Here is a 12,651-nt window from a genome sequence, read left to right on the forward strand (position 1 = left end):
ACGGCGCGGCTGGCCGCGCCCAAGACGGTCTACGCGTTCCCGGGTCAGGGCATCCAGCACAAGGGCATGGGCATGGAAGTTCGGGCCCGCTCGAAGGCGGCCCGCAAGGTGTGGGACAAGGCGGACAAGTTCACCCGCGACACGCTGGGCTTCTCCGTGCTGCACGTGGTGCGCGACAACCCGACCAGCATCATCGCCAGCGGCGTGCACTACGACCACCCCGAGGGCGTGCTCTACCTGACCCAGTTCACCCAGGTCGCCATGGCGACGGTGGCGGCGGCTCAAGTCGCCGAGATGCGGGAACAGGGCGCGTTCGTGGAGGATGCCATCGCCTGCGGCCACTCCGTCGGCGAGTACACCGCGCTGGCCTGCGTGACGGGCATGTACGAGCTCGAAGGGTTGCTGGAGACGGTGTTTCACCGCGGCTCCAAAATGCATGACATCGTGCCGCGCGACGAGCTGGGCCGCTCGAACTACCGGCTGGCCGCGATCCGCCCGTCGCAGATCGATCTCGACGACGCCGACGTGCCTGCGTTTGTCGAGGAGATCGCGCAGCGCACCGGCGAGTTCCTGGAGATCGTGAACTTCAACCTGCGCGGCTCGCAGTACGCGATCGCCGGCACGGTGCTGGGGCTGGAGGCATTGGAAGCCGAGGTGGAGCGTCGCCGTGAGCTCTCCGGCGGTCGACGCTCGTTCATCCTGGTGCCGGGCATCGATGTGCCGTTCCACTCGCGGGTGCTGCGAGTCGGTGTGGCCGATTTCCGCCGGTCACTGGAGCGGGTCATGCCGCGCGACAAGGATCCCGATTTGATCATCGGCCGGTACATTCCCAACCTGGTGCCGCGCCCGTTCAGCCTGGACCGCGACTTCATCCAGGAGATCCGCGATCTGGTGCCGGCCGAGCCGCTCGACGAGATCCTTGCCGACTACGACACCTGGCGCGCCGAACGGCCGCGTGAGATGGCGCGGACAGTTGTCATCGAGCTGTTGGCCTGGCAGTTCGCCAGCCCGGTGCGTTGGATCGAAACCCAGGACCTGCTCTTCACCGAGGACGCGGCAGGCGGTCTGGGTGTGGAGCGGCTAGTCGAGATCGGCGTGAAGTCGTCGCCGACCGTCAGCGGACTCGCCACCAACACCCTGAAGCTGCCCGAATATGCGCACAGCACAGTCGAAGTGCTTAATGCTGAGCGCGACGCAGCCGTGCTGTTCGCCACCGACACCGACCCCGAGCCCGAGGAAGAGCTCGACGAGGCTTCGGATTCCGCGGGAGCCGCGGCGGAGGGTGCGCCCAGCCCCGATGTCGCGCCAGCCGTCGCTGCGGCTCCCTCCGCAGCTCCGTCCGGCGGTCCACGCCCCGATGACATTCCGTTCGACGCGGCCGACGCCACGCTGGCTCTGATCGCGCTGTCGGCCAAGATGCGCATCGACCAGATCGAGCAGTTGGACTCCATCGAGTCCATCACCGACGGCGCGTCGTCGCGGCGTAATCAATTGCTGGTCGACCTGGGTTCCGAGCTGAACCTCGGTGCCATCGACGGTGCCGCCGAGGCCGACCTGGCCGGGCTGCGGTCACAGGTGACCAAACTGGCACGCACGTATAAGCCTTACGGGCCAGTGCTTTCCGACGCGATCAATGACCAGCTGCGGACCGTGCTGGGCCCGTCCGGCAAGCGTCCCGCGGCCATCGCCGAGCGGGTGAAGAAGACTTGGGAGCTCGGCGACGGTTGGGCCAAGCACGTCACGGTCGAGGTCGCGCTGGGGACCCGCGAAGGCACCAGCGTTCGTGGCGGCTCGATGGGCAACCTGCACGAAGGCGCCCTGGCCGATGTCGCCGCCGTCGACAAAGCCATCGACGCCGCGGTCGCGGCGGTGGCCGCACGCCGCGGGATTGCGGTGGCGCTGCCGTCGTCCGGTGGTGGCGGGGGTGCGACCGTCGACGCCGCGGCGCTGGGTGAGTTCACCGAGCAGATCACCGGCCGCGACGGCGTGCTCGCATCGGCGGCCCGCCTCGTGCTGGGTCAGTTGGGGCTCGACAATCAGGTCACCGTGCCGCCGGCCGCCAGCGATGCCGAGTTGATCGACCTGGTCACTACCGAACTTGGCGCGGACTGGCCGCGGTTGGTGGCGCCGGTGTTCGACGGCAAGAAAGCTGTGGTGTTCGACGACCGCTGGGCCAGCGCCCGCGAGGACCTGGTCAAGCTCTGGCTGATCGACGACGACGCGGCCAACGCCGACTGGGCGCGGTTGTCCGAACGGTTCGAGGGTGCCGGCCACGTGGTGGCGACCCAGGCGACCTGGTGGCAGGGCAAGGCACTCGCGGCCGGGCGTCAGATCCACGCCTCGCTGTACGGCCGGATCGCCGCCGGCGCGGAGAACCCGGACAAGGGTCGTTACAACGACGAGATCGCGGTGGTGACCGGCGCGTCCAAGGGTTCCATCGCCGCGTCGGTGGTCGGACAGCTACTCGACGGCGGTGGCACCGTCATCGCGACCACGTCCAAGCTCGACGACGAGCGGCTGGCTTTCTACCGGAACCTGTACCGCGATCACGCCCGCTTTGGCGCCTCCCTCTGGGTGGTGGCGGCCAACATGGCGTCCTACTCCGACATCGATGCGCTGGTCGAATGGGTCGGCACCGAGCAGACTGAGAGTCTTGGCCCGCAGTCGATTCACATCAAGGACGCGCAGACTCCCACGCTGCTATTCCCATTTGCCGCACCCCGTGTCGCCGGCGACCTGAGCGAGGCCGGTTCGCGCTCGGAGATGGAAATGAAGGTGTTGCTGTGGGCGGTGCAGCGGCTGATCGGCGGTCTGTCCAGAATCGGCGCCGAGCGTGACATCGCCTCGCGGCTGCACGTGGTGTTGCCCGGCTCGCCCAACCGCGGCATGTTCGGGGGCGACGGTGCCTACGGCGAAGCCAAGTCCGCGCTCGACGCCGTGGTGACCCGGTGGCAAGCCGAGTCGTCGTGGGCGCAGCGGGTCAGCCTGGCGCACGCGTTGATCGGCTGGACCCGCGGCACCGGGCTGATGGGCCACAACGACGCGATTGTCAGCGCCGTCGAAGAAGCCGGTGTGACAACGTATTCCACCGATGAAATGGCCGGAATGCTGCTCGCGCTCTGCGACATCGAATCGAAGGTCGCTGCCGCCAACGCGCCGATCAAGGTGGACCTCACCGGAGGGCTCGGCGACGTCGACCTGGACATGGCCGAACTGGCCGCCAAGGCGCGCGAGGATCACGCTGCCAGCCCCGCAGAAGATGGCGCCGAAGAGACCGACGCCGCGGGCACCATCGCCGCGTTGCCGTCACCGCCGCGTGGCTTCACGCAGGCTCTGCCGCCGGAATGGGACGACCTCGACGTCGACCCTGCCGATCTGGTGGTCATCGTCGGCGGCGCCGAACTCGGCCCGTACGGCTCGTCACGCACCCGTTTCGAGATGGAGGTCGACAACGAACTGTCCGCCGCCGGTGTGCTCGAGTTGGCCTGGACCACCGGGCTGATCAAGTGGGAGGAAGACCCCCAACCCGGTTGGTACGACAACGAATCCGGCGACCTGGTCGACGAGGCCGAGCTTGTCGAGCGTTACCACGATGCCGTGGTGGAGCGCGTCGGGATCCGGGAGTTCGTCGACGATGGCGCGATCGACCCCGACCACGCCTCGCCGTTGTTGGTGAGCGTGTTCCTGGACAAGGACTTCACGTTCGTCGTCTCATCGGAGGCCGACGCCCGTGGGTTCGCCGAGTTCGACCCGGAGCACACGGTGGTCCGGCCTGTCTCCGAATCCAGCGACTGGCAGGTTACCCGCAAGGCGGGCACCGAGATTCGCGTGCCGCGCAAGACCAAGCTGTCGCGGACCGTTGGGGCGCAAATTCCCACCGGCTTCGACCCAACCGTGTTCGGCATCAGCGCGGACATGGCCAACTCGATCGACCGGGTGGCGTTGTGGAACATCGTCGCGACCGTGGACGCATTCTTATCATCGGGTTTCACCCCCACCGAACTGATGCGATGGGTGCACCCGGGCCTGGTGGCCAGCACTCAGGGCACCGGTATGGGTGGCATGACGTCGATGCAGACGATGTATCACGGCAACCTGCTCGGCCGAAGCAAGCCGAACGACATCTTGCAGGAAGTTCTGCCGAATGTCGTTGCCGCCCACGTCATTCAGAGCTATGTCGGTAGCTACGGCGCGATGATCCACCCGGTCGGCGCGTGCGCCACCGCGGCGGTCTCAGTCGAGGAGGGCGTCGACAAGATCCGCCTCGGCAAGGCCGAGCTGGTGGTCACCGGCGGCTTCGACGACCTGACGCTGGAGGCCATCATCGGCTTCGGCGACATGGCCGCCACCGCCGACACCAAGATGATGCGCGACCGCGGCATCACGGACTCGAGGTTCTCCCGTCCCAACGACCGGCGCCGGCTCGGCTTCCTGGAATCCCAGGGCGGCGGCACGATTCTGCTGGCCCGCGGCGACCTCGCGCTCAAGATGGGTCTGCCGGTGCTGGCCGTGGTGGCCTACGTCCAGTCGTTCGCCGATGGTGTGCACACCTCGATCCCGGCCCCCGGTCTTGGCGCCCTCGGCGCCGGTCGCGGCGGCAAGGATTCGGCGCTGGCACGGTCGCTGGCCAAGCTGGGCGTCGGTGCCGACGACATCGCGGTGATCTCCAAGCACGACACCTCGACGTTGGCCAATGACCCCAACGAGACCGAACTGCACGAGCGGTTGGCCGATTCAATCGGCCGCTCGCCGGGCGCGCCGCTGTTCATCGTGTCGCAGAAGAGCCTGACCGGGCACGCCAAGGGCGGCGCGGCGGTCTTCCAGATGATGGGGCTCTGCCAGATCCTGCGCGACGGGGTGATCCCGCCCAACCGCAGCCTGGATTGCGTCGACGACGAATTGGCCGGCTCCGCGCACTTCGTGTGGGTACGCGACACCCTGCAGCTGGACGGCAAGTTCCCGCTGAAGGCCGGGTTGGTGACCAGCCTCGGGTTCGGCCACGTGTCCGGCCTGGTGGCGCTGGTGCACCCGCAGGCCTTCCTGGCCACGCTGGACGACGCGCAGCGCGTTGACTACCAGCGGCGGGCCGACGCGCGTCTGCTGGCCGGTCAGCGCCGGCTGGCCTCGGCGATCGCCGGGGGCCCGCCGATGTACGAGCGGCCCGCGGACCGTCGTTTCGATCACGAGGTGCCCGAAAAGCGGCAGGAAGCGGCGATGTTGCTCGACCCGGAGGCGCGGTTGGGCGACGGCGACCTTTACCGTCTTTAACCACCGCTCTGACCATCCGATAGGTTCGCAACCCATGAGCTGCGCAGGCGACAGTGCAGAGCGCACGCGATGAGGAGGAGCGGCGCCAATGAGCATTGTTGGAGTGGGGATCGACCTTGTCTCCATCACGGATTTCGCCGAGCAGGTCGACCAGCCCGGAACGGTGTTCGCTGAAACCTTCACCCCTGGTGAGCGGCGCGACGCCTCCGACAAGAGTTCGTCGGCGGCACGCCACCTGGCGGCGCGCTGGGCGGCCAAGGAAGCGGTGATCAAGGCCTGGTCCGGGTCGCGCTTCTCCCAGCGGCCCGTGCTTCGCGAGGACATCCACCGCGATATCGAGGTGGTCACCGACATGTGGGGACGACCGCGGGTCCGGTTGACCGGTGACATCGCCAAGCATTTGGCCGACGTGACGATCCATGTGTCGCTGACCCATGAAGGGGATACCGCGGCCGCGGTCGCCATCCTCGAAACCGAGTAGCGCTGGAATACCGCTAACCTCGAGATCGTGAGCGATCTCGTCGAACGCGTCCGCGAAGTACTGCCATCGGTTCGCCGTGATCTGGAGGCGCTGGTACGCATCGAATCGGTGTGGGCCGACCCGGCCCGCCGCGGTGAGGTGCGGCGCAGCGCCCAAGCCACGGCGGATCTGCTGGCACAGGCTGGTTTTGACGATGTGCAGATCGTCAGCGAGGGCGGCGCACCCGCCGTCATCGCCCGCCATCCGGCCCCGCCGGGAGCGCCGACCGTGCTGCTGTACGCGCACCACGACGTGCAGCCCGAGGGCGATCCCGGGCAGTGGACTTCACCGCCTTTCCAGCCGACTGAACGCGATGGCCGGCTTTACGGGCGCGGCAGCGCCGACGACAAGGCCGGTATCGCAACGCATTTGGCGGCATTTCGGGCACACGACGGCCAGCCTCCGGTGGGGGTGACGGTGTTCGTCGAAGGCGAAGAGGAGTCCGGTTCACCCTCGCTGGGCCGTCTGCTGGCCGCGCATCGTGACGTGTTGGCCGCCGACGTGATCGTCATCGCCGATTCGGACAACTGGAGCACCGACGTCCCCGCGTTGACGGTGTCGCTGCGCGGGCTGGCCGATTGTGTGGTCGAGGTCGCCACCCTCGACCACGGCCTGCACTCCGGCCTGTGGGGCGGCGTGGTACCCGACGCGCTGATGGTGCTGGTGCGGCTGCTGGCCAGCTTGCACGACGACGACGGCAACGTCGCGGTGCTCGGTCTGCACGAAAGCACCGCCGCCGCAGTCGATTACCCTCCTGAGCGGGTGCGTGCAGAATCGGGCCTGCTGAGTGGAGTCAGCGAAATCGGTTCCGGCTCGGTGCCGCAGCGGCTCTGGGCCAAGCCGGCGATTACCGTGATCGGCATCGACACCACGTCCATTGCGGCGTCGTCGAACACGCTGATCCCGCGTGCTCGCGCGAAGGTCAGCATGCGGGTGGCCCCGGGCGGCGACGCGGCTGCGCACCTGGACGCGCTGCGCGCGCACCTGGAACAGCACGCTCCCTGGGGTGCACACGTCACGGTGACCCCCGGCGACATCGGTCAGCCCTACGCCATCGACGCCAATGGCCCGGTCTATGACGCCGCCCGGGCGGCGTCCCGGCAAGCCTGGGGCACCGAGCCGATCGACATGGGGATGGGTGGGTCGATCCCGTTCATCGCCGAGTTCGCCGCGGCGTTCCCGAAGGCGGCGATCCTGGTCACCGGCGTGGAGGATCCTGCGACGCAGGCGCATAGCATCAACGAGAGCCTGGACCTGGGTGTGCTGGAACGGGCCGCGACGGCGGAGGCGCTGCTGCTGGCGAATCTGGCCTAGACGGACAGGTCGCGCCGCAGCTTGGCCACGCGCCCGGTGGCCTTGACGTTGTACTGGGCCTCGGGGCTAGCGCGGCCTGAGGCGAAAGACGGGGATAAGGCGGCCAATGGGATCTGTCTTTAGGCGATAGTCGCCCCAACCTGCGTAGACCTGCGTGGCTAGTCCATACAGGTATTTGTAGTCGTCGGGGTCGGTTACCTCGGTTGCCGAGAATTTCTCGTCTCCAAGTTCACATTCGGGGTGCGCCTTCAGGTTGAAGTACCACTGCGGGTGTTTGGGTCCTCCATAGTTGGAGGCAATCACGATGACGTCGCTGCCATCGTGGAAGTAGTTGATCTGAGTCTGTCGCGGCTGATCCGACTTAGCGCCAGTGGTCATCAGCGGCGCGGTAGTAAGCACGCCAAGCATCGCTGGATAGCGCCCGCCGGTTGCGCGATACAACCAGGGGTCGATGTGAGAGAAAAGGCGGCGCGTTGAGACCTCTCCCGCCCGCGAGCGAATGAAGCTTTCGAAGGCCTTGTACCAGCCGCCGTGCTTCTGGTGTGGATCGACGTAACGCAGAGGCATGCAGCGGACCATACGCCCACCCAAACCTCCGCGATGCGGCTTAAACGTGGATACACCAGTTTCACTTGAGCAGCGGACCCCACGTTGGGGTGCCCTTGCCTGGTTTGCCGTCGTGACCCTGGTCGATGCTCAGTCGCAGATCGAAAGGGACGGCGAGCGGTACGCCATCTACGGAGAATCCCGAATCGTCACAACGGTTCTCGCCGTACAAGACACACCGCCTAAGTGATTACGACGCGCTGCTGTTGGCGAGCCTGGGTTAGACGGACAGGTCGCGACGCAGCTTGGCCACGTGCCCGGTGGCCTTGACGTTGTACTGCGCTTCGGCGATCTTGCCCTTCTCGTCGACGACGAACGTCGAGCGGATGACGCCTTTGACGGTCTTGCCGTACATCTGTTTTTCGCCGTAGGCGCCCCAGGCGGTCAACACTTTGCGGTCGGCGTCGGACAGCAGCGGAAACGTCAGCTTCTCGGCGTCACGGAATTTGGCGAGCTTCTCGGGCTTGTCGGGGGAGATGCCGACGACGTCGAGGCCGGCGCCGTTGAGCTCGGCCAGACTGTCACGGAAGTCGCAGGCCTGCTTGGTGCAGCCGGGGGTCGACGCCGCCGGGTAGAAGTACACGATGACGCGCCGGCCCTTGTAGTCGGCCAGCGACACCTTCTTCCCGTCGGCGTCGGGCAGGGTAAAGGTGGGCGCTTTGTCGCCGGGCGCCAGGCGTGCAGTGTCGGTCAAGGAAGGTCCCTTTCTGTTCACCGGCACGTTGGGATCGGCGCCGGCTGATTTAGGGTAGGTCGGCAGGCACCAACCTAGACCGAGCCCGGCGGGGGTGCGCCGACGACAGGGAGGATGAGAGTGGCTGAGCGGGATGCTGACGCCATCAAGCAGGAGATCGACCTGGCCCGCGAGCAGCTCGCGTCAACCGTCGATTCACTGGCTGAGCGGGCCAATCCCCGCCGGCTCGCCGACGACGCCAAAGCGCGGGCCATCGGATTCGTCAAGAAGCCCGCGGTGGCGATCACCCTGGCTGGTATTGCGGCGCTGGCCGCCGCCCTGGCGGTCCGCAAGATCCGCCATCGGTGAAGCGGCCCCGACACGACTGAGGTCAGCTGTCGACGTCCATCTCGGTCAAGACCCGTCGCAGCAGCTTGCCGGTCGCATTGCGCGGTAGCTCGTCGATGAACACCACATCTCGAGGGACCTTGTAGCGCGCCAAGTTGTTCTTGACGTACAGCTTGATCTCCTCGATGTCCTGCGGTGCGCCGGGCCGCGAAACGATGAAGGCACGCAACCGCTTTCCGAAGTCAGAGTCGTCGACACCAACCACGGCCGCATCGAAGACGTCGTCACGCTCGACAAGCAGGTTCTCGACCTCCTGCGGGAAGACGTTCTCACCGCCGGAGACGATCATGTCGTCATCCCGCCCGTCGACGAACAACAACCCGTTCTCGTCGAAATGGCCCATGTCGCCGCTGGACATGTAGCCGTCGATGACTTGCTTGCGCCTGCCGTCGGTGTAGCCCTCGATACGCGCCCCGCTGCGGATAAAGATACGGCCCCGCCTGTTGGCGCCATGTACTCGCCGGTCGTTCTCGTCGAACAACACCACTTCGCAGGCCACCGGCGAGCGGCCCGCAGTTCCAGGGGCATTTCGGAGTTCGTCCGGGGTGGCGATTGTGCCGAATCCGCACTCGGTGGAAGCGTAGATGTTGTAGAGCACATCGCCGAAGGTGTCCTGGACGCGGTTGGACAGTTCGGGACTCAGCGCCGACCCGGCGACCGCGATGGTTTTCAGCGATGATGTGTCGTATGCGGCGATGATGTCGGGATCAAGCTGGACAATGCGTTGCAGCATCGTCGGCACAGCGACCAGCATGTCCGCCTTGTGGTCTGCAACGAGCTTCAGGGTGCCCTCCGGCGTGAACCGCCGGGTGGTGACAATCTTGTTTCCCAACGTCCCGCCGACCAGGTAGGTGGCCAGGCCGGTGCCGTGGAAGATCGGCGAGACGATGACCATGGTCCCCCTGCGCGGAAATGGGACTCGGTCGACCAGCCCCACCGTCGCTAACGGCGGCACCTTGGCCCGCGGCGCACCTTTTGGCAGCCCGGTCGTGCCGCTGGTGAGAACGACGACCCCGCCGGGCCTGGTCGGCGGGGGCAACGGCTCGGTGCTGTTCGTCGCGATGATGCCATCGATCGTCGGTATGTCGTCGGGCGGGTGGGCGCCCTCGTCCACCCAGGTCAGCATGCGGGGCAGGTCGGCGGGCAGCGCGTCGAGCAAGCCGGTGAACTCGCTGTCATGAAGCACCGCTTTCACGTACTCGCGCTCACATACCTGCGCGAACTGCGGCTTGGCGAAACCGGTGTTCATCAAAACTAGCCGGGCGCCGAACTTCCCGCACGCGGCCATCGCGATGACGAGTCCGCGATGGTCACGGCAGAGTAGGCCCACGACCAAGCCTTCGTCGATGCCGAGCCGCTTCAACCCGTGCGCCAATGCCGTGGACATGTCGTCAACCTGCTTGTAGGTCAAGGTCCCGCGCTCGTCGACGACCGCAGGTAGTGACGGGTACTTGCGACCCCCCTGAATCGTCATCGTCGCCTGCGGTCCATAGATGCGCGAGTTCTTCACGGTCTGCAGCGTCACGCCGAGGTTGCCGAGGTCGACGATGCCGGTATCGCGCAATCGCTTCACCGCGTTCGCCAGCTCGGTGACGTGACTCACCTTCCGCCGGAATCCGCTCGTTGCGTCCGCCATCGGGCCTCCTCGGCGCCATTCACCCCGCGTCGAATGTAAGCCCACGACGGCCCCTTCATGATGGTTATCAGAAATGGGGTAGCGGCCCCCGAAAATGGACGTTGAAGTGCACCGTCAGGGTTTCGAACCCCGGACTCGCTGATTAAGCGCAGGCGGTTTTGGTTGCTTCCCGCTGTGTCCGGATGTGGGCCGTATTCCGTTGGGCGGCAGTGCTTCGCATAACTACTTCCTGTTGCAGGCGGTCGATTCCGGTGGATTGCGTGTCACTTGTGCCGCATAAGTGACACCTGCCATTACCCGCGCTGGTGAATTTGCTGTAGTCCAGTCCGACCGAACATGTTGGTCCGAGCGAGCTGGAGACTCGATGCCTAGCGGCGCGTGCCCTGATTCGACCGGAGAAACGGCCTAGTAAGGCGTCTGGCGCGCCCTATTCTTGGGAGAACCCTGGAAACTCGGGGGACCGGAAGCGGCGGAGGGTCGGATGACCGGAGCGGCTGCGTGCCGCACATGTGGCACCGAGCCGCGCGAAGGCGCACGATTTTGCGATTCTGCGGTTCCCTGATTGCACGGCTACCGGCTCCGCATGTGACCATCGGCTAGCGCCGGTCTTGAACCAAAACTGCGCCGCACTCGTGCTACTACTGGAAGGCTGGTTAATGGCGAGCCCGGAAACCAACCGGACACTGGTCGCTAAGGCGTTCGAGCGGCTGTCTGCTGAGGATCGCGCGTTTGTCCGGCGTGCGTATTATCACGGCTGGACAACCGCACAAATCGGCGCCGACCTGGGAGTCGCCGAAGGTACCGTGAAGTCGCGGCTGCATCACGCGCTGCGAGCCCTGCAGCAGACGCTGCAGGAGATGGGAGTGGCACCATGACCGCCTTTCCGGGACAGGGAGCACCCGTCGCGGCACCGCGCGGTCAAGACGGCGACAAGTATGCACAGTGGGACGCGGCCTACGTGCTGGGGTCATTGTCCGAGCTGGACAGGCGCGAATTCGAAGCACACCTGGAAGAGTGTTGGGCGTGTCGGGATGCGGTAGCCGAGCTTTCCGACATGCCCGCCCTGCTGTCGCTGCTCGACCTCGACGACATTACCGAATACGAGGACCCGATAGCGGTTCGGCCGCCATCGCCGCAGCCGGATATGGTCGGTCGACAGTGGGAAATGTCCGCTGTTGCGGGGTTGCTGAAGCGTGCACTTGACGGCCACGGCACGGTGGTCGGCGTGGCCGGCTCGCCTGGCATAGGAAAAAGCCGTCTTGTGCGTGAAGTTACGGCGATGGCAGATGCCCATGATGTTGACGTGTTCACCGCCTTCTGCGAATCGCACACCAGCCAGATTCCCTTCCATGCCGTGACGCGCCTATTGCGCGCAGTCACCGGCATCGAGAGTCTTGACCCACCTGCCGCCCGGGCGCAGATCCGGGCTCAGGCACCCGACGCGGCGGCTGAGGACTTGCTGCTCTATGACGACCTGCTGGGCATCGCCGATCCCGATGTGGAACTGCCGAAGATCGATCCGGATGCTCGTCGGCGGCGGTTGACCATGCTGGTCAATGCCGCCTCGCTGGCCCGCCAGGCCCCGGCGGTCTTCGTTATCGAGGACGCCCATTGGATCGACGAGGTCAGCGAGTCGCTGTTGGCCGATTTCTTCACGGTCATGACGCAGACGCCCTCGCTGGTGCTGGTCACCCACCGACCCGAATATCGGGGCGCGCTAACCCAAGTGGCAGGTGCCCAAACCCTTGCCCTTGCGTCGCTGAGTGATTCGGAAACCGCGGGACTGGTCTCGGAGCTGCTCGGCCCGGATCCATCGAATGACGCGCTGGGCCGGAGGATCGCCAAGAGAGCCGCCGGCAATCCGTTCTTCGCCGAGGAGATCGTGCGCGAACTGGCCGAGCGCGGCGTGCTGCGCGGTGAGCCGGGTGCATACCTGTCGGTGGCAGGGGTTGGCGACGTGAGCGTGCCGGTCACGCTGCAGGCAACCATCGCCGCTCGCATCGACCGACTCGACGCAACGGCAAAGCGCACTTTGAGCGCAGCGGCAGTGCTCGGCGCCCGGTTTGACCTGGACCGACTGGCCGCGCTGGGAGTCGAAGCAGTCGTGGATGATCTGCTGGCCGCCCAGCTCATCGATCAGGTCCGCTTCACCGGGCAACCGGTGTACGTGTTTCACCATCCGTCGATCCGCACGGTCGCCTACGAACGCCAGGTCGAATCGGATCG

General features: G+C 66.2%; 8 protein-coding genes and 1 pseudogene. 6 read left to right on the top strand and 3 right to left on the bottom strand.

The features are described from left to right. The 3 genes from VNW74_RS15125 to VNW74_RS15135 form a co-directional block, all read left to right on the top strand. Window positions 1-5,268 (top strand): polyketide synthase (locus VNW74_RS15125; protein WP_325678178.1); only part of this gene is annotated, 5,268 nt, incomplete at its 5' end. An 88-nt stretch (window positions 5,269-5,356) separates the two neighbouring features. Further along, on the top strand, window positions 5,357-5,749 hold the full coding sequence (locus VNW74_RS15130; protein ID WP_325678180.1) for a holo-ACP synthase: 393 nt from the start codon (window positions 5,357-5,359) through the stop codon (window positions 5,747-5,749). A 27-nt stretch (window positions 5,750-5,776) separates the two neighbouring features. Next, window positions 5,777-7,102, top strand: coding sequence for a dipeptidase (locus tag VNW74_RS15135; protein WP_325678182.1), 1,326 nt, complete (start codon window positions 5,777-5,779; stop codon window positions 7,100-7,102). A gap of 66 nt (window positions 7,103-7,168) precedes the next feature. Here VNW74_RS15135 and VNW74_RS15140 read toward each other — a convergent pair whose 3' ends face one another. Together VNW74_RS15140 and bcp are read right to left on the bottom strand one after the other, a co-directional pair. Then, window positions 7,169-7,669: a nitroreductase/quinone reductase family protein gene (locus VNW74_RS15140; protein WP_325678184.1), complete on the bottom strand. Its 501-nt coding sequence runs from the start codon at window positions 7,667-7,669 to the stop codon at window positions 7,169-7,171. A 259-nt stretch (window positions 7,670-7,928) separates the two neighbouring features. Further along, complete coding sequence (gene bcp, locus VNW74_RS15145) at window positions 7,929-8,402, bottom strand: thioredoxin-dependent thiol peroxidase (protein ID WP_325678186.1); 474 nt, start codon at window positions 8,400-8,402, stop codon at window positions 7,929-7,931. A 120-nt stretch (window positions 8,403-8,522) separates the two neighbouring features. On the opposite strand from bcp, the gene VNW74_RS15150 reads away from it, so the two are divergent. Further along, complete coding sequence (locus VNW74_RS15150; RefSeq protein ID WP_325678188.1) at window positions 8,523-8,750, top strand: DUF3618 domain-containing protein; 228 nt, start codon at window positions 8,523-8,525, stop codon at window positions 8,748-8,750. Window positions 8,751-8,772: 22 nt separating this feature from the next. Here VNW74_RS15150 and VNW74_RS15155 read toward each other — a convergent pair whose 3' ends face one another. After that, window positions 8,773-10,425 carry an acyl-CoA synthetase gene (locus tag VNW74_RS15155; RefSeq protein WP_325678190.1) on the bottom strand — a complete coding sequence of 551 codons (1,653 nt, stop codon included), beginning with the start codon at window positions 10,423-10,425 and terminating at the stop codon, window positions 8,773-8,775. Between the two features lie 674 nt (window positions 10,426-11,099). Between VNW74_RS15155 and VNW74_RS15160 the strand changes: the two are divergent. Beyond that, window positions 11,100-11,300 (top strand): annotated as a pseudogene (locus tag VNW74_RS15160) (sigma factor-like helix-turn-helix DNA-binding protein); the annotation flags it as partial. Beyond that, window positions 11,297-12,651, top strand: a 1,355-nt coding sequence (locus VNW74_RS15165; RefSeq protein WP_325678192.1) for an AAA family ATPase, incomplete at its 3' end; no start/stop codon positions are given. The pseudogene VNW74_RS15160 and the gene VNW74_RS15165, both read left to right, overlap by 4 nt.

The sequence above is a fragment of the Mycobacterium sp. genome (assembly GCF_035570115.1).
Lineage (GTDB): Bacteria > Actinomycetota > Actinomycetes > Mycobacteriales > Mycobacteriaceae > Mycobacterium.

Bases quoted from the DNA above. Each gene is read 5' to 3' on its own strand.
- VNW74_RS15155 (WP_325678190.1), bottom strand. From the start codon at position 10,425: ATGGCGGACGCAACGAGCGGATTCCGGCGGAAGGTGAGTCACGTCACC.
- VNW74_RS15130 (WP_325678180.1), top strand. From the start codon at position 5,357: ATGAGCATTGTTGGAGTGGGGATCGACCTTGTCTCCATCACGGATTTC.
- VNW74_RS15140 (WP_325678184.1), bottom strand. From the start codon at position 7,669: ATGCCTCTGCGTTACGTCGATCCACACCAGAAGCACGGCGGCTGGTAC.